Origin of the sequence: Enterobacter sp. SGAir0187 (assembly GCF_002952735.2) — a bacterium.
GTDB classification, from domain to species: Bacteria; Pseudomonadota; Gammaproteobacteria; order Enterobacterales; family Enterobacteriaceae; genus Enterobacter; species Enterobacter quasiroggenkampii.
The window spans coordinates 1953975-1969929 of sequence record NZ_CP025034.2; the positions used below are offsets into that span (position 1 = coordinate 1953975).

Sequence of the window (15955 nt, forward strand, 5' to 3'; positions counted from 1 at the left end):
TATTCCTCTAACCAGTCATTAAACGTCGCGATCGTCCTTCGCGGGCGCAGGGGGCGCCGTGCCGCTGATTTTCGGTACGCATTCGTGACGAAACCAGGCGAGGGTGAGCGGTTCGCGACTCAGTAAACGTCGTCCCACCGGGATGAGCTGTTCGCCCACCAGCATGCCGAACAGGCCAAGCAGGGCGACAACCGGCGGTGCCGGGGAATGGACGTCGAGCAGAGCGTAAATTACCCCAGCAACCACGCCGCACACCAGCGAAATTATCCATGCTTTCATGATGACGCTCCCGTCTGCGATGCCGCCTGCGGAACGGTCACCTGAGGAGGTGGGGCGCCGTCGCGGGATAAGAGATGGCGCGTCGCCTGTTCACCCGCCAGCATCCCCAGCAGGCCAATCAGCGCCAGCGCGGGCGGCGCGGGGGAGCGCACCTTCAGCACGGCATACATCAGGCCAATCAACACGCCTGCCGCAAGGGATATCAGCCCAGTACTCATCGTGAACTCCAGTGAAAGAGGCAGCGGCGAGCCGGATGAGGGGCCAGCCCGCCGACGGGACTTAGCGAGCCGGGACCGGCGCTAAAGTGCGGTGCTCGCTCTTCTGGCGAGACGGCGCTTTGTGCACCATGGTGTAGGCGTAATCCACGCCCATGCCGTACGCGCCGGAGTGCTCGCGCACGATGTCCATCACCGCGGTGTAGGTCTCTTTACGCGCCCAGTCGCGCTGCCACTCCAGCATCACCTGCTGCCAGGTCACCGGGATCACGCCTGCCTGGATCATGCGCTGCATCGCGAAGTCGTGGGCTTCTTTGGAGGTGCCGCCGGACGCGTCCGCCACCATATAAATTTCGTAGTCGCCTTCCAGCATTGCGCACAGGGCAAAGCTGTTGTTGCACACTTCGGTCCACAGACCGGCAACCACGACCTTCTTCTTGCCGTTGGCCTTCAGCGCGTCGCGCACTTTCTGGTCGTCCCAGGAGTTCATGGAGGTACGCTCCAGAATGTCCTGGCCCGGGAACACGTCCAGCAGCTCAGGATAGGTGTTACCGGAGAAGCTTTCGGTCTCTACGGTGGTGATGATGGTCGGGATGTTGAACACCTTAGCCGCTTTCGCCAGCGCCACGGTGTTGTTTTTCAGCACCTGGCGGTCAATCGACTGCACGCCAAACGCCATCTGAGGCTGGTGATCGATAAAGATTACCTGACAGTTCGCAGGGGTTAACACTTCGAGCTTTGAAGAGGTCATAGCATTTTCCAGTGGTTAAGGGTAGAAATCGCCGCGAGCGCCGCGACGATAAAGTCACCCTCATCCTGCGGTTTTCCCTCTCCGCGCGTAATTATCTCTTCGTATAGTTAACCTTAGGTATAGTTATACTTTGGTATACCTATCCTATTGTATAACTGGATCTTTGCCGAAACCGGTTCCCATAATCCTGACCATTCCCCTCTCAGTCAGGAGCAGTTATGGATACCCCAGGTAAAGCCGATCTCATTCTGGTTAACGGCCAGTTTCACACCGTCGATCGCGAGAATCCTGTCGCGGAAGCCGTTGCCGTGCGCGACGGAAAATTTCTGGAAGTGGGTACCGTCGCCGAGGTGATGCAACACCACGGCGACGGCACCAAAGTGGTGGATTTGAAAGGCCACACCGCCATCCCCGGCCTCAACGACTCGCACCTGCACCTGATCCGCGGCGGGCTGAACTACAACCTCGAGCTGCGCTGGGAAGGCGTGCCGTCCCTGGCCGACGCCCTGCGGATGCTGAAAGAGCAGGCCCTGCGCACCCCGTCGCCCCAGTGGGTGCGCGTGGTCGGCGGCTGGAGCGAGTTCCAGTTTGCCGAGCGCCGCATGCCAACACTGGACGAAATTAACGACGCCGCGCCGGATACCCCGGTCTTCATCCTGCACCTGTACGACCGCGCCCTGCTCAACCGCGCCGCGCTGAAGGTGGTCGGCTACACCAAAGACACGCCAAACCCGCCGGGCGGGGAGATCCAGCGCGATGCCAACGGCAACCCGACCGGGATGCTGATTGCCCGTCCGAACGCCATGATCCTCTACGCCACGCTGGCCAAAGGGCCGAAGCTGCCGCTGGAGCAGCAGGTCAACTCCACCCGCCAGTTCATGCGCGAGCTCAACCGCCTGGGGCTGACCAGCGCCATCGACGCGGGCGGCGGCTTCCAGAACTACCCGGAAGATTACGAGGTGATCGCCGAGCTGCACGCGAAAAAGCAGATGACCATCCGTATCGCCTACAACCTGTTTACCCAGCGTCCGGGCCACGAGCTGGAAGACTTTGAAAAATGGACCGACATGCTCACGCCGGGCCAGGGCAGCGACTTCTTCCGCCACAACGGCGCGGGCGAGATGCTGGTCTTCTCCGCCGCCGATTTTGAAGATTTCCTCGAGCCGCGCCCGGATCTCGCGCCGGGCATGGAGGACGAGCTGGAGCGCGTGGTGCGCCACCTGGTGGAGCACCGCTGGCCGTTCCGCCTGCACGCCACCTATAACGAATCCATCAGCCGCATGCTGGACGTCTTCGAGAAGGTGAACCGCGGCATTCCGTTCAACGGCCTGCACTGGTTCTTCGACCACGCGGAAACCGTGTCACAGGCCAACATCGACCGCATCAAAGCGCTCGGCGGCGGCATTGCCGTCCAGCACCGCATGGCCTTCCAGGGGGAGTACTTCGCCGAGCGTTACGGCATCGAAGCCACCCGCCACACGCCGCCGGTGGCGAAAATGCTCGAGACCGGCGTACCGGTGGGCCTGGGAACGGACGCCACCCGCGTGGCGAGCTACAACCCGTGGACCGCGCTCTACTGGCTGGTCTCCGGCCGCACCGTCGGCGGGATGCAGATGTACGATCACAGCGCCCGTCTGGACCGCGATACGGCCCTGATGCTCTGGACCCAGGGCAGCGCGTGGTTCTCCAGCGAGCAGAACCAGAAGGGGCAGATTAAAGTCGGCCAGCTCGCCGACCTGGCGGTGCTGAGCAAAGACTACTTCCGCGTGCCGGAAGAGGAGATCAAGGGCATCGAGTCCGTTCTCACGGTGGTCAACGGCGACATCGTCTATGCCGCGGGCAGCTTTGGCCCGCTCGCGCCGCCGGCCATCCCGGTTCTGCCCGAGTGGTCCCCGGTGGTCAAGGTGCCGGGCCACTACCGCAGCGCGCCGCCGCAGGCCGCACGCGTGGGTATGAGCGCCGTCCACCACTGCAGCGGGCCGTGCGGGGTTCACAGCCACCAGCATGACTTCGCCCGCACGTCAGCGATGCCGGTGTCCGACGATAACGCTTTCTGGGGGGCGCTGGGCTGCAGCTGCTTTGCATTCTGATGAAAAACACCTTTACCCCGCCCCGGGTCGACCTGGGGCTGTTCTTTCTGCGCCTGACCGGCAGCCTGCTGCTGCTGTACGTGCACGGCCTGCCGAAGGTGCTGCACTTCAGCGAAGAGCTGACGCGCATCGAAGATCCGTTCGGCTTCGGGCCTTACGCCAGCCTGATCCCGGCGATTGTCGCCGAGGTGGTTTGCCCGCTGTTTATCATTGCGGGCGTCTACACCCGCCTGGCGTGCCTGCCGATTATCGGCGTGCTGCTGGTGGCGATGCTGGCGGTCCACCCGAACTGGTCGATTGCCGAAGGGCAGTTTGGCTGGCTGCTGCTGATTATCTTCACCACTCTCGCCCTCACCGGGCCGGGCCAGTGGCGGCTGCAGCGTAAGGCAGCGGAGAGGTTCGCATGACCCAGGTTAACGACGTTCGCGACGCACACGTCGAGACGACGCCCGCACCGACGGTTTCACCCTGGCAGCCGCTGAGCCAGCCGGTGTTCCGCATGCTGTGGATCGCCACGGTGGTCTCTAACGTCGGCTCATGGATGAGCGACGTCGGCATCAACTGGAGCATGCTGACCCTGAGCGCCGACCCGCTGGATATCGCGCTGGTGCAGGCGGCCAGCAGCCTGCCGATGTTCCTCTTCGCCCTGCCGTCCGGGGTGATGGCGGACATCGTTGACCGGCGTAAATACCTGCTCTTCTCCCAGCTGTGGGTGTTCATCGCCGCCGCCGGGCTGACGGCGCTCTCCTTCACCGGACACGTCACCCCCACCGTGCTGCTGGTGGCGACGTTTCTGCTGAGCGTGGGGGCGGCGATGAGCTCGCCGCCGTTCCAGGCCGTGGTGCCCGATCTGGTGAGCAAGCCGGAGCTGGGCGCCGCCGTGGCGCTGAACTCGCTCGGGGTGAACATCAGCCGGGCGATTGGCCCCGCGCTGGGCGGTTTCCTGCTGTCGCTTGCCGGGCCGTGGATGGTGTTTGCCCTGAACGCGCTGTCCGTGGTGGGCGTGGCATGGGTACTGTGGCGCTGGCGTCCGGCCCCGTCCATTCAGCGTCTGCCGCCGGAGCACTTCTTCTCTGCGGTGCGCACCGGCATCCGCTACGTGCACGCCGCCCCGGTGCTGCGCAACGTGCTGGTGCGTACCGTGGCCTTCTTCGTTTTCGGCAGCGCGGGCTGGGCGCTGCTGCCGCTGGTGGCGCGCCGTGAGCTGGGCCTGGGCCCGGCGGGCTACGGCGTGATGCTGGCGTGCATTGGCCTGGGGGCGATTGCCGGGGCCATTCTGCTGCCGCGCCTGCGCCAGCGGCTGAACGCTGACCGCCTGATGGTGGCCGCGAGCCTGGTCTTTGCCCTCACCATGCTGGCGCTGGCGTTTGTGCGCCACGTCTGGCTGCTCAACCTGTTTGAGTTCTTCACCGGCTTCGCGTGGATTGCGGTGCTCTCGACGCTGAACCTCGGCGCCCAGCGCAGCGCCGCCCGCTGGGTGAAGGCCCGCGCGCTGGCGGTCTACCTGACGGTATTCTTCGGCTCGATGACCACGGGCAGCGCCATCTGGGGGCAGATTGCCTCCCGGTTCGGCACCCCGACCGCGCTGGTTGTCGCCACGCTGGGTATGGTGCTGGCAAGCGCCACCGTGTTCCGCTGGAAGCTGGAGAAAGACCCGGAATTAAACCTCGACCTGAGCGGCCAGCCGCTGGACGGCGTGGAGATCGACCTGCCGAACGAGCGCGGCCCGGTGCTGGTCTCGCACGAGTACATCATCGACCCGCACAACGCGAAAGCCTTCCTGGAGGCGGTCCACGAGCTGCGCCGGGTGCGACGCCGCGCCGGGGCGATGAGCTGGGCAGTGTACGAGGATATTGAGCGTCCCGGCCTGTTTATCGAGACCTTCCTGATGGGCTCCTGGATTGAGCATCTGCGCCAGCAGGAGCGCCACACCATGAATGACCTCCTGCTGCAGAGCCGCGTTCTGGCTTTTCATCAGGGCACAACATCACCGGCCATTCGTTATCTGGTCGCGCCGGTATAACCACAACCATCACCTGCACAGGAACACACTATGGCAACGTTTAAGGCAAAAGACGGCACGCAGATTTACTACAAAGAAGGCGGCGCGGGCAAACCGGTTCTCTTCAGCCACGGCTGGCCGCTGGACGGCGACATGTGGGACAGCCAGCTGAACTACCTGGCCGAGCGCGGCTTCCGCGCCATCGCCTTTGACCGTCGCGGGTTTGGCCGCTCGGATCAGCCGTGGAACGGTTACGACTACGACACCTTTGCGTCTGACATCAACGACCTGATCACCACCCTGGACCTCCAGGACGTGACGCTGGTGGGCTTCTCCATGGGCGGCGGCGACGTGACTCGCTACATCAACAACTACGGCAGCGCGCGCGTGGCCGGTCTGGCGCTGCTGGGCGCGGTGACGCCAATCTTCGGCAAATCCGACTCCTTCCCGCAGGGTGTGGATCAGAGCGTGTTCGACGGCATTCGCGACGGACTGCGTAAAGATCGCGCCCAGTTCATCAGCGACTTCGCCACCCCGTTCTACGGCACCAACGCCGGGCAGACCGTGTCCGCAGGCGCGCTGACGCAGACGCTGAACATCGCCCTGCTGGCGTCCCTGAAGGGCACCATCGACTGCGTGACCGCGTTCGGCGAAACCGACTTCCGCCCGGATATGGCGAAAATCGACGTGCCGACACTGGTTATTCACGGCAGCAACGACCAGATCGTGCCGTTTGAAAGCACCGGCAAGCTGGCGGCAGAGATGATCAAAAACGCCACGCTGAAGGTGTACGACAACGCGCCGCACGGCTTCGCGCTGACCCACCAGGACCAGCTCAACGAAGACCTGCTGGCGTTTGTGAAGTCGCTGTAATTTTCTGTAGGCCGGGTAAGGCGCAGCCGCCACCCGGCGCTTTCGCAGACGCGTTCCGCTCCGCCAGCAGCCGACAAATCTCCGCGTGCTTCTCCTCGGTAAAGGTAAAGCGCGACATAAAGCCCATGCGGATCAGCGACCCAATCGCCGGCAGCAGGCAAATCCCGAAGAACAGCCCTGACAGCACGCTCTCGCTCTGAATTTGCGCCTGCGGCACGTAGCCGATCATCGTCAGAAACACGCCGATTAACCCGCCGCCTACCGCCACCGACATCTTGCCGGTGAAGGTCTGCCCGGAGAAAGTGATCGCCGCGCAGCGCTTGTGGGTGTGGTACTCCGCGTACTCGATGGTGTCGGCAATCATCGACGAGGTGAGGATGTTGGTCATCATCACGAACAGCGTGCTCAGGCCGAGCAGAATAAACAGCATCGTCACCTGTTGATAGCCCACAAACCACATCACCACGCGCACCGCCACGTCCAGCCCGCAGAGGATCATAAACAGCTTCCGCTTCTGCATCCGGCGCGTCAGCATCGGGGCGACCAGGCACAACACCGCCGCGACTATTCCCATCACGCCAATCGCCATCTGCAGGCTGCCGTCGCCCAGGTTGTTGATAAAGAAGTAGATATAGAGACCGCCCGCCACGTTGTGGAACACGCAGAAGAAGAACGACAGCAGGACGATAAACAGCGGCTTGTTCTGACGCAGGTTGTGGAAGGTGTCGCGGATGGTCACCTTCTCCGGGCTCGGCGGCACGCGCTCTTTGATCTGCATGAAGCCGTTAAGCATCAGCGGCAGGCCCACCAGCATCATCACCAGCGCCGCCATAAAGTAGCCTTTGTCATTGCTGTACTGGGCGAAGTAGGCCGCCAGCTTCGGGAAGAAGATGTTGGCGCAGGCAATCCCGGCGTTCACCCCGAGCATCGCCGCCGTCACCGCGCGGGTGCGCTGCCCGGAGTCGTTGGTCATCACCGACGACATCGACCAGAACGGGATATCGGAGATGGCGTACAGCGTCCCCCACAGGATGTACGTCACCCCGGCGTAGAGGATTTTGGTGGTCATGTCCGCTTCGATTTTATAGAACGACAGCAGCGTGACGCCGGTGATCAGTAGCGGGGCGATCAGCAAAAAGTGGCGAAACTTGCCGAACCGGCTGTTAATGGTATCCATAATGCTGGCAAACAGCGGATCGTGAACCGCGTCCCACGCGCGGGCAATCAGGAAGATGGTGCTCGCCGCCAGCGCCGAGATCCCCAGCACGTCGGTGTAAAAATAGTTAATAAACGAACCCACTAAACCAAAGCTAAAACACTGACCTAATCCATAACCAAAATAAGACCACAGCTCGCGAGACGGTATTTTCATTGTCGTTGCCATTGTTATATGCCTGCCTGGTTGCCCGGCGGTGGACCGCCGGGTCGATATTATTAGTCCTGCGCCTGCGGGGCGATCTTGCGCAACTGCTGCATCAGGGCGATTTCACGGCGCGAGAACGGAATGCCGTTCTCCTCAAACACGTCGTGGAACCAGAGGCGGCAGTAGTCCGTGGACTCCTTCATCACCACCGGCCACGGCAGCCACGTCTGGGTTTTACCGCGCACCAGCCCCCACTGGTACGGCGCGACCTTCGCCGCGTACATCAGCGGGAGCTGCTCTTCGATGGTGCTGCCCACGTGGCGCGCCAGCCATTCGGTACAGAACAGCGGTCGGCCAAGCTGTTGCAGTTGCTGGATAATCGCCGTCATGCGCCCCGTGTGGGTGTAGGCGTGGAAGCTCACTACGTCCGAGAGCGCCAGCGCGGTCTGGTCCAGCGGATGCTGGAAGAACGTCTCGCCTTCCTCTTCCGGCGGCAGGCGCCACGCGCAGACGGTGAGCGGCTGGGTTGGATCTTCTTCACGCACCCACTGGAACGCCAGCTTCATCAACTCGTGGGCGCAGGTCTCCAGCTTCGCGTCGTACTGCACCTCCTGCGTGCCCGTCGCGAAAATGCCGCGGTTGCCCGGCTCGTTGTAGAGATCCCACAACAGCACGCGCTTATCCTCGCGGAACTGGCGGACAACGTCGCGGATATAGCGCTCAATGTCTGCCCAGCAGTCCGGATCGCACACCTTGTCGCGCCCCGGGCTCGCCGCTGCCTGGCTGTTGTGCTTGCCCGGCACCGGCGGCTTTTGCGGGCCGAGGTACGGTTCGTCGCCGGAGAAGCCGCAGTCGTCCATCAGGGTCAGCATGGTGCTGAACCCGTGGCCGTCAGCAATCGTCAAAAAGCGGTCGATGCGCGCCATCAGCCCGTCGCGGTCGTGCTCCCAGACGATAAACGGCAGGTTGATGCGCAGGGTGTTATAGCCCGCCTCCGCCGCCCAGCCCAGCTCGCGGTCGATAGTTTCAGCATCGAAGGTCTCTGCCTGCCAGATATCGGTCCAGTTCACCGCCGTCGACGGCAGATAGTTAAACCCGCACAGCCAGCCCTTCTGCTGATACCACGCCTGTGCCTGCTCCCTGCTCCACTGCTCTTTCATTACGCGTCCTCTTACTGATAATATTTAGCTAATAAATATTAGCTGCGGGATAAATGCGCAATTTCCCGCACGAAGAAAAGCGATGCCCCTCACAAAGTTCGCGCTTCGATGAATGAGAAACGTGATCGACGGCGCGTAAGCGTGCGGTTAGGGTATGATGCGAATTCGCGAAAGGGAGAGGACGGATGAAGCGAAAAACAAAAGTGACGATGAACGATATTGCGCGGGCGGCGGGGGTGTCGCAGGCGACGGTATCGCTGGTGCTTAACCAGTCCCGCAACATCAAGCTCAGCGACGACACCCGCCAGCGGGTGATTAGCGTCGCCACCGAGCTCGGCTACGACCGCCTCCCCGCCGTTCACGCCCCGCGCAACCAGGAAGAGATCGCCCTGCTGGTGAGCTCCATGCAGAGCTTCGACCCGTTTATCGACGCCATCAGCCAGGCGCGGGAAGCGGCGTGGCGCAACGAGACCCTGCTCACCGTCTACGACTACGGCGACGATATCGAGCTGGCGCTGAACATCATCCGCCAGCTGGAGAAGCGCAACTGCATCGGGATTATTCTCGCATCCCCGGTCACCACGCTGGTGGACATGACGGCATTTCAGGACTGCACCCGCATCCCGCTGGTGCTGCTCAACCAGCGCGACCCCGGCTCGCCGCTGCTGCCGTCGTTTATCCCGGACGACTACGCCAACGCTTTCCAGGTCACTAAACACCTCATCGCCTGCGGCGCAACGCGCATCGCCCACATCACCGGCGAGAGCTGGATGGAGGCCTCGCGCCAGCGTCTGGCGGGCTACCAGGCGGCACTGCAGCAGGCCGGACTCGCGTGCGACGACGGCCTGGTGCGCCAGACCAACTGGCAGTTCAGCGAGTCCTTTACCGCCACCACGTCCCTGTTGGAACTGGCCGAGCGCCCGGACGCCATCTTCTGCGCCAGCGACTGGCTGGCGATTGGCTGCTATCAGGCGCTGGCGGTGAACGGCGTGCGCATCCCGCAGGACATGCTGCTGGCGGGCTACGACGACCAGAAGATTTCCGAGCAGCTCACCCCGCCGCTGACCAGTATCCAGCTACCCTACAGCGAGCTGGGACGGCTGGCGGTGGAGTACCTGTGCAATCAGGAAGATGCCGCCACGCACGTGACGCTGGCGGGCAGGCTGAAGGTGCGCGCCTCAAGCCTCGTCTGAGGTAAACACCATGCCCGCATAGGGCTTCTCGCGACACGCCGCCAGCCGCGCGGCGAGGCTGCCCACGTGCAGCTCCAGCTTGTGGCCGTCCGGGTCGAGAAAATAGAACGACGCCCCCTCGCTTTTGTTCTGCTTCCAGACGGTGACGCCCGCCTGCTCCAGCCTGTGCGAGAACGGTTCAAAATCCTCTTCCGCCACGGTAAACGCGTAGTGGGTGTAGTCGCTCTCCTGCGGCGGCACGTACTGGCGCGCCTCGTCGTACGACAGGCAGACCCACAGATCGCCGCAGGTGAGATAGGCCCCGGTATTCCAGCGGGCGTGCAGCGTCAGGCCCAGCAGCGCGTGCCAGAAAGTGACGCTTTTTTGCAGGTCGCTGACCGCGAGGGTCAGATGGTTGAGTGATTGCAGCATGACGTGCCCTTTTGTTTTTCGCGCCGGACGTGATACGGTAAAGAGATGAACATAAACCACGCCGTGCTCACCGTAAACCGCTGGTGGCTGCCTTCTTAAAGGCGGCACGGAGTAGTTTTCCCCATTTTCAGATAGCCGCCGAAAGGCGGCTTTCACATTTCTAAGACCCCTTTCGGCATTACAACGTTAAGGAGTCTTTATGAACCCGCAAACCATCCTCACCGGCGATCGCCCAACCGGCCCGCTGCACCTCGGCCACTACGTCGGATCGCTGCGCCAGCGCGTGGCGCTGCAGCAGACGCACAACCAGTTTGTGCTGATCGCCGACCTGCAGGGGCTGACCGACAACGGCAGCAACCCGCAAAAAATTCGCGACAACATCCCCGAAGTGCTGGCCGACTACCTCGCCGCTGGCATCGACCCGAACCTGACCACGATCTGCCTGCAGTCCGCCCTGCCCGCCCTCGCCGAGCTGACGATGCTGTATATGAACATCGTCACCGTCGCCCGCGTGGAGCGTAACCCGACGGTGAAAAACGAGATTGCGCAGAAGGGCTTCGCCCGCTCGCTGCCGGTCGGGTTTATGGCCTACCCCATCAGCCAGGCGGCGGACATCACCGCGTTCAAGGCCGAATGCGTGCCCGTCGGCGACGACCAGCTACCGATGATTGAGCAGACCAACGAGATTGTGCACAAGATGAACAGCCTGCTGCCCGCCCCGGTGCTGCGCCACTGCAAGGCGATGCTGAGCGACACCAGCCGCCTGCCCGGCATCGACGGCAGCGCCAAGATGTCGAAATCGCTGGGCAACACGCTGCACCTTTCGGCCAGCGAAGAGGCGATTCACCGTGCGGTCAGCGCCATGTACACCGACCCGAACCACCTGAAGGTGAGCGACCCGGGGCAGATTGAGGGGAACGTGGTGTTTACGTATCTCGACGCGTTTCATCCGGACAAGGAGAAAGTGGCGGCGATGAAGGCACACTATCAGGCGGGTGGGCTGGGTGACCGGGCGTGTAAGAACGAGCTGGAGGCGTGTTTGCAGGAGTTGATTGCGCCGATGCGGGAGCGGAGGGCGATGTATATGCGGGATAAGGGGGAGCTGATGGCGATGCTGAAGCGCGGGACGGAACGGGCGCAGGGGGTGACGCAGGAGACGTTGAAGGAGGTGAAGGTTGGGCTGGGGGTGCCGGTGTTTAGTTAAAGTCGATTTAGCGGTGGAATGCGGGGAAATGGCATGAAGCCGCTGATTATCTCATTAAAGATAAAATTCATACCTATAACAATTCTTAATTTCTTGTTTAGATAAAATAAATTGCTTCAGTCACATTAATATTACATTGATAAATCCTTTATTGCGCATTTAAAGGATTATTATGGCCGATGTAGAAGATATAGCCCGGAGATTATGCAACATAATAGCTTCTCCTGATACAGTTACTGGGCTTATAAATGGAGGACTATCTGTACCGCTAGATTATGGATATCTGGTTTATGGAATCTTTGATACGGATTCCAGGTATGCTCGTGAAACTCAACGTATAAGAATGATGACTGCCATAAAAAACGACATTTTGAATTACGAGAACATTGTCAACGCAGTTAAAATTATTTTTAAAGTGTTCAATAGATATTTAACCGAGGATGAGCAGGATAAAATATACAGATCTGTAATGACTTCAATTGCAGGTAGAATATCAACCAATATTATCGCATCAACAATCGCAAAGCATGTTATTGAAAGAACATCCTTCACGTTTGTTGTTTTCAAAGGGAAAAAAAACCCAATCACGGCACTGAGCACACTCCTTTTGTTTGGGGGAATGGCTGAACGTTCAATTAGAACATCTGACAGACTCAAAGCCGAAGCCCCAGAGGTATATCAACTTCTGAGACCAAGAGACTATGACTTACTTTATTTTCTGTTCGCTGATGCCGTCCAGCCTTTCGTAGATGCTATCCATGCAGGTTATTCAGAAGGAAAGCCTGTATTTAATCAGATCATGAAGAAAGTTAATGAAAAACTAACTGCATACACTACGGCAGGCGCGTATGAGTAAGTTTATCATCCCCATTATAAACCTGCTTCTTTGCTCATATTTAGTTTTAGCCTATATCCTTAGCTGGGTTGAATTCGAAACCTGGCATGATAAAACAATCGCCTTTTGCATCATTACCCTAAGCGCTTACATTATTTCATTAATAATGAATAAATTACTGCCAGGAAAGATACATATTTTTGGCGGGATCCTGGATGTGTTATCAGGTCCCTTACTGATCATCGGTGCATTTGCTTGTATAGCTGTACTTGAACCCTGGCCGCTGAAAATTATTGGCTTATTCATATGGGTCGTGGCGATGTTGCACCTACCTTCTTATGTAAATATAGATGAGGAATAATTATGTCAAATCCAGCGTATCTTTGGTTAACCGATGCTAATGGCTCACCCGTCGTAGGAGGTTCCATGGTGTCCGGCCGGTTTGGTGCTATTGAATTAAAGGCAGTCGCTCATCACCTCACCATTCCTGTGAGTGAAAATACAGGCCGACTAACAGGTACCCGCGTACATACACCGATTGCCGTTCAGAAAGAGTTTGATAAAACGACACCGGTTCTCATCAGGGCACTGTGTGAAAACCAAACACTGAAATCGGCTACGATAAAAATGTACCAAATTGATGATGCAGGAATCGAGAGAGAATATTTCAACATTATCCTGGAGAATGTAAAAATCACGGGTATCACGCCAAATCTGTTCCCGGGTTCTGGAACAGGAACGCATACAGAGACGATCGAGCTAAGATATGAGGCAATCACCTGGAAACACTGTGACGGGAATATTGTTTACAGAGATGCCTGGAATCATATGGCGATAGCCTGAACCGACTTTAAAATTTCTCGGGCCGGGGTAACGTTGCGCTTGTCGGTCCGACCAAGCGGAGCGCCGCCGGGAAGCGCTGGCGATTATTTCTACCGCCTTAAAGGAGAGCATCATTATGGAACCCACACTCTCTCAAGTCATTGAGGTTGTTCGAAACTCCTCAGGTGAGCATCGTAAACCTATCGATAGCAATACGTTGATTGAGGCCGATTTGCATATTTGCGGTATCGACGGCGAAGACCTACTGGAAGACTGCGAAGAAGCGTTTGGCGTTAAACTTGCCACGGAAGAAGATGGCTACAGGAAAACGTTCTCTCTCGCAGAGAATGAGTATCTGTTTACGGGTGAAGGCATAGACTTTTTTGGCATCTGTCGGTTTATCCGTTGGATACGTGGCATACCCGAACCTGTTATATGTGATTTAACCGTCGGCAAACTTCACGCTGCGCTGGTTAAGGCGGTGAAAGAGCAGGTTAAGCACGATTGATTTTTACTTAAAACGGGCATGACATGACATGCCCGTTTTATTGCTTCAAGCGTTACATTATATGGGAAGCACAGTTACTCCGACATCGCCTGCCCTGTTCCACGCTTAACAGCCGGTATATCGCCTGTATCATTCAGCGCTCCCGGAAAGGTCTTCAACCACTGCGCGACTTTCTGTTTATTGATATTCACCACACTCATACCTTCCAGGCATCCCCATAATTCTCTTGTATGCTGCGGCGTAATCACAATGCAGTCTTTCATGGCGCGGATTTTTACGGGCATGCCGTCGATAAAGCCCGCACGGGTTAACCACTCGCCGCCCAGGAGAAGATATTTCATGTCTATGCGTGCATACAGTTCGCAGCAGGCGGCACTGTCCTGCGGCGTTTCCGCGCGAGGGTGGACGGGCGCCGCGTTGGGCGGGTTGCCGTGCAGACGGCGGGCGCTATTTTTGCGTACCAGCTCGCGGTTTTCAATCATGCCGGTGAAAGCGTCTGATTCTGTTTTGCAAACAGTAAACTCTGGCTTAAAATTCGTCGCAGCCATTTTCAACTCCTCTATAGTTGTTTGTGGTTAGCGGTATGGGGGTGTTGCAGCACCTTCATATCGCGAATTCTTATTTAAATATTCTTCGATACTTCCTTTGCCGTTCGGCGTAATTTCTGGTGCTCATTATACAGGGCTGAATATAAATACAGCGGTTTGGTGTGGAGTAAATTTGAAATTTGCGAGGGGGATTCAGGAAATAGCGTAGTGTGCGGTAAGGTCATGTTTTAGTTGATTGTAGGTTGCCTGTCCTGAGTTTTGCGAGCATCATCGCAATTATTTACCTTCTTCCGTAACGCGATAGCTTCCAGCAAAACTCTCGAACAGGCAATTGCCGACATCACCATCTGGCGCAAAGGCGAACAGCGTGCGCCGCATAAGCCTTTATTGCTTCTGTACGTACTGGCGCACTATCAGCAGGGGCATGCGCGACTGTTTGATTACGGAACTGAGGTCCACGGGCAGCTACTTAACCTGTTTGAACGCTTTGGCCCGCAGAGGAAGGCACATTATCCAAATATGCCCTTCTGGCGGCTCAAAGGAGACGGTTTTTGGGATCTGAAGAATACTGAGTTTTGTTCGACCACTGGCAGTAAACAACCGCCTGTTAAAGAACTTGTAGAACATAACGTCGCAGGCGGATTTGATGAAGAACACTTTGCGCTGCTGAGTAAGAACAAAAACCTGATCGGCTCGCTGGCGCAGCAAATCCTTGAAGCGTATTTTCCAGAAAGCATACAGGAAGATATTGCGGATGAGATGGGTTTTGATATCCAGCAGATTCGTAAGGTTCGCGACCCGCTGTTCCGCCAGGAGGTTCTGCGAGCTTATAACTATGAGTGTGCAATCTGCGGGTTTAACATGCGACATGATAACGCCTCTGTTGGACTTGAAGCCGCACATATCAAGTGGAAGCAGTTTGGCGGGCCGTGTGAGATTCCGAACGGACTGGCACTGTGTGCGATTCATCATAAGGCGTTTGATAAGGGATCGATTGGGCTGGATGAGAGTATGCGGGTGCTGGTTTCCGAGGCGGTGAATGGGGGCGGGATTGTTGGGCGGCTGTTTTGGGATTTTGCCGGGAAGGAGATTGCTTTGCCGATGGTGAAAGGGAATTATCCAGGGGAAGGGTTTGTGGAATGGCATCGGAGGGAGGTGTTTAGAGGATGAGTGCGAAGGCTGGACTCAAATTTCACACCTAATGTACTGATATCAATGTAGTTTATAAGCAGAAATAAATAGTTATATCCTCACTTGTACCCACAAACCAAAAAATAGACATTACTAGTGGGTATAAAGCCTTACCAGAAGAACAGCGATATAGTCATCAAAGCAAGATTCTGGCAGATAGGGAAATTTTATTCAGAGGTATCAATTCCCATCCACTCAGAACAAAGTCAGATATGGCCGCGAAATGAACATTAAACCTTACTTTGCTATGCTTAGTTCCCATGGCAAATCTCTGCGTCTATTTACTGGTTTTAGAGTACCCTCGTTTCTCAATTGTTGAGCGGCCCAACGAATGTCATATTGCCACGTATACAACATATCCCCTGCCCCCTAAGCTCCGCCTCATAACTGTCCCATACGTATTTTGAAACTTCACGCGGCCAAGCACTACCACCTCGCTCCCGAAGACACTCGATGATCCATTGTTTCATGCTTTCCCTGGTTACAATCATTTCTCCTGACCCTCACTAG

At 57.9% G+C, this 15955-nt stretch carries 18 protein-coding genes; 11 read left to right on the forward strand and 7 right to left on the reverse strand.

The genetic code is table 11. The features are described 5' to 3' along the window. Positions 1-18: 18 nt before the first annotated feature. The 3 genes from CWR52_RS09375 to CWR52_RS09385 form a co-directional block, all read right to left on the reverse strand. Positions 19-279: a XapX domain-containing protein gene (locus CWR52_RS09375; RefSeq protein ID WP_010427264.1), complete on the reverse strand. Its 261-nt coding sequence runs from the start codon at positions 277-279 to the stop codon at positions 19-21. Continuing rightward, positions 276-497, reverse strand: coding sequence for a DUF1427 family protein (locus CWR52_RS09380; protein WP_024909508.1), 222 nt, complete (start codon positions 495-497; stop codon positions 276-278). The genes CWR52_RS09375 and CWR52_RS09380 overlap by 4 nt, the downstream gene beginning before the upstream one ends. A gap of 61 nt (positions 498-558) precedes the next feature. Next, on the reverse strand, positions 559-1245 hold the full coding sequence (locus CWR52_RS09385) for a hydrolase (protein ID WP_028015361.1): 687 nt from the start codon (positions 1243-1245) through the stop codon (positions 559-561). A 218-nt stretch (positions 1246-1463) separates the two neighbouring features. Between CWR52_RS09385 and CWR52_RS09390 the strand changes: the two genes are divergently transcribed. Genes CWR52_RS09390 through CWR52_RS09405 form a run of 4 tightly spaced genes read left to right on the forward strand, consistent with a single transcriptional unit; the run spans position 1464 to position 6210 of the window. After that, positions 1464-3335 (forward strand): amidohydrolase, encoded by a 1872-nt coding sequence (locus CWR52_RS09390; protein ID WP_104949493.1) that lies wholly within the window; start codon positions 1464-1466, stop codon positions 3333-3335. Further along, positions 3335-3742, forward strand: coding sequence for a DoxX family protein (locus CWR52_RS09395; RefSeq protein ID WP_104949494.1), 408 nt, complete (start codon positions 3335-3337; stop codon positions 3740-3742). Before CWR52_RS09390 ends, CWR52_RS09395 begins: the two co-directional genes overlap by 1 nt. Then, positions 3739-5358, forward strand: a complete 1620-nt coding sequence (locus CWR52_RS09400) for an MFS transporter (protein ID WP_024909511.1) — start codon at positions 3739-3741, stop codon at positions 5356-5358. The genes CWR52_RS09395 and CWR52_RS09400 overlap by 4 nt, the downstream gene beginning before the upstream one ends. Positions 5359-5388: 30 nt before the next feature. Then, the gene (locus tag CWR52_RS09405; RefSeq protein ID WP_032675870.1) at positions 5389-6210 is read left to right on the forward strand and encodes an alpha/beta fold hydrolase; all 822 of its coding nucleotides are present in this window, start codon (positions 5389-5391) and stop codon (positions 6208-6210) included. Here the strand turns inward: CWR52_RS09405 and CWR52_RS09410 are convergent. After that, the gene (locus tag CWR52_RS09410; RefSeq protein WP_104949495.1) at positions 6173-7594 is read right to left on the reverse strand and encodes an MFS transporter; all 1422 of its coding nucleotides are present in this window, start codon (positions 7592-7594) and stop codon (positions 6173-6175) included. The genes CWR52_RS09405 and CWR52_RS09410 overlap by 38 nt on opposite strands. Before the next feature lie 50 nt (positions 7595-7644). Then, positions 7645-8733 (reverse strand): cellulase family glycosylhydrolase, encoded by a 1089-nt coding sequence (locus CWR52_RS09415; RefSeq protein ID WP_104949496.1) that lies wholly within the window; start codon positions 8731-8733, stop codon positions 7645-7647. A 185-nt stretch (positions 8734-8918) separates the two neighbouring features. On the opposite strand from CWR52_RS09415, the gene CWR52_RS09420 reads away from it, so the two are divergent. Next, positions 8919-9926 carry a LacI family DNA-binding transcriptional regulator gene (locus CWR52_RS09420; RefSeq protein WP_028015352.1) on the forward strand — a complete coding sequence of 336 codons (1008 nt, stop codon included), beginning with the start codon at positions 8919-8921 and terminating at the stop codon, positions 9924-9926. Here the strand turns inward: CWR52_RS09420 and fosA are convergent. Then, entirely contained in the window at positions 9912-10337 is a 426-nt protein-coding gene (fosA, locus tag CWR52_RS09425; protein WP_104949497.1) for a FosA/FosA2 family fosfomycin resistance glutathione transferase, read from the reverse strand. The two genes, CWR52_RS09420 and fosA, sit on opposite strands and share 15 nt — an antisense overlap. 199 nt (positions 10338-10536) lie before the next feature. Here fosA and trpS point away from each other — a divergent pair, with 199 nt between their 5' ends. The 5 genes from trpS to CWR52_RS09450 all read left to right on the forward strand — a co-directional run bounded on the left by trpS (position 10537) and on the right by CWR52_RS09450 (position 13706). Further along, the gene (gene trpS / locus CWR52_RS09430) at positions 10537-11541 is read left to right on the forward strand and encodes a tryptophan--tRNA ligase (RefSeq protein WP_104949498.1); all 1005 of its coding nucleotides are present in this window, start codon (positions 10537-10539) and stop codon (positions 11539-11541) included. A gap of 172 nt (positions 11542-11713) precedes the next feature. Next, positions 11714-12397, forward strand: coding sequence for a hypothetical protein (locus tag CWR52_RS09435; RefSeq protein WP_104949499.1), 684 nt, complete (start codon positions 11714-11716; stop codon positions 12395-12397). Continuing rightward, a complete protein-coding gene (locus CWR52_RS09440; protein ID WP_104949500.1) occupies positions 12390-12737 on the forward strand; it encodes a hypothetical protein in 348 nt (115 codons plus the stop codon). The genes CWR52_RS09435 and CWR52_RS09440 overlap by 8 nt, the downstream gene beginning before the upstream one ends. A gap of 2 nt (positions 12738-12739) precedes the next feature. Continuing rightward, complete coding sequence (locus CWR52_RS09445; RefSeq protein ID WP_045348372.1) at positions 12740-13219, forward strand: Hcp family type VI secretion system effector; 480 nt, start codon at positions 12740-12742, stop codon at positions 13217-13219. Between the two features lie 115 nt (positions 13220-13334). Beyond that, a complete protein-coding gene (locus tag CWR52_RS09450; RefSeq protein WP_104949501.1) occupies positions 13335-13706 on the forward strand; it encodes a hypothetical protein in 372 nt (123 codons plus the stop codon). Between the two features lie 74 nt (positions 13707-13780). Here CWR52_RS09450 and CWR52_RS09455 read toward each other — a convergent pair whose 3' ends face one another. Further along, positions 13781-14254: a SymE family type I addiction module toxin gene (locus CWR52_RS09455; RefSeq protein WP_104949502.1), complete on the reverse strand. Its 474-nt coding sequence runs from the start codon at positions 14252-14254 to the stop codon at positions 13781-13783. Positions 14255-14554: 300 nt separating this feature from the next. On the opposite strand from CWR52_RS09455, the gene CWR52_RS09460 reads away from it, so the two are divergent. Next, the gene (locus CWR52_RS09460; RefSeq protein WP_104950905.1) at positions 14555-15424 is read left to right on the forward strand and encodes a phosphorothioated DNA-binding restriction endonuclease; all 870 of its coding nucleotides are present in this window, start codon (positions 14555-14557) and stop codon (positions 15422-15424) included. The last annotated feature ends 531 nt before the right edge of the window (positions 15425-15955 follow it).

What these genes read in the sequence shown, in the direction of transcription:
- CWR52_RS09415 (WP_104949496.1), bottom strand. Translation starts at nt 8,733, where the DNA reads ATGAAAGAGCAGTGGAGCAGGGAGCAGGCACAGGCGTGGTATCAGCAG.
- CWR52_RS09405 (WP_032675870.1), top strand. Translation starts at nt 5,389, where the DNA reads ATGGCAACGTTTAAGGCAAAAGACGGCACGCAGATTTACTACAAAGAA.
- CWR52_RS09375 (WP_010427264.1), bottom strand. Translation starts at nt 279, where the DNA reads ATGAAAGCATGGATAATTTCGCTGGTGTGCGGCGTGGTTGCTGGGGTA.
- CWR52_RS09395 (WP_104949494.1), top strand. Translation starts at nt 3,335, where the DNA reads ATGAAAAACACCTTTACCCCGCCCCGGGTCGACCTGGGGCTGTTCTTT.
- fosA (WP_104949497.1), bottom strand. Translation starts at nt 10,337, where the DNA reads ATGCTGCAATCACTCAACCATCTGACCCTCGCGGTCAGCGACCTGCAA.
- CWR52_RS09400 (WP_024909511.1), top strand. Translation starts at nt 3,739, where the DNA reads ATGACCCAGGTTAACGACGTTCGCGACGCACACGTCGAGACGACGCCC.
- CWR52_RS09410 (WP_104949495.1), bottom strand. Translation starts at nt 7,594, where the DNA reads ATGGCAACGACAATGAAAATACCGTCTCGCGAGCTGTGGTCTTATTTT.
- CWR52_RS09450 (WP_104949501.1), top strand. Translation starts at nt 13,335, where the DNA reads ATGGAACCCACACTCTCTCAAGTCATTGAGGTTGTTCGAAACTCCTCA.
- CWR52_RS09455 (WP_104949502.1), bottom strand. Translation starts at nt 14,254, where the DNA reads ATGGCTGCGACGAATTTTAAGCCAGAGTTTACTGTTTGCAAAACAGAA.
- CWR52_RS09440 (WP_104949500.1), top strand. Translation starts at nt 12,390, where the DNA reads ATGAGTAAGTTTATCATCCCCATTATAAACCTGCTTCTTTGCTCATAT.
- CWR52_RS09445 (WP_045348372.1), top strand. Translation starts at nt 12,740, where the DNA reads ATGTCAAATCCAGCGTATCTTTGGTTAACCGATGCTAATGGCTCACCC.
- CWR52_RS09435 (WP_104949499.1), top strand. Translation starts at nt 11,714, where the DNA reads ATGGCCGATGTAGAAGATATAGCCCGGAGATTATGCAACATAATAGCT.
- CWR52_RS09390 (WP_104949493.1), top strand. Translation starts at nt 1,464, where the DNA reads ATGGATACCCCAGGTAAAGCCGATCTCATTCTGGTTAACGGCCAGTTT.
- CWR52_RS09420 (WP_028015352.1), top strand. Translation starts at nt 8,919, where the DNA reads ATGAAGCGAAAAACAAAAGTGACGATGAACGATATTGCGCGGGCGGCG.
- trpS (WP_104949498.1), top strand. Translation starts at nt 10,537, where the DNA reads ATGAACCCGCAAACCATCCTCACCGGCGATCGCCCAACCGGCCCGCTG.
- CWR52_RS09385 (WP_028015361.1), bottom strand. Translation starts at nt 1,245, where the DNA reads ATGACCTCTTCAAAGCTCGAAGTGTTAACCCCTGCGAACTGTCAGGTA.
- CWR52_RS09380 (WP_024909508.1), bottom strand. Translation starts at nt 497, where the DNA reads ATGAGTACTGGGCTGATATCCCTTGCGGCAGGCGTGTTGATTGGCCTG.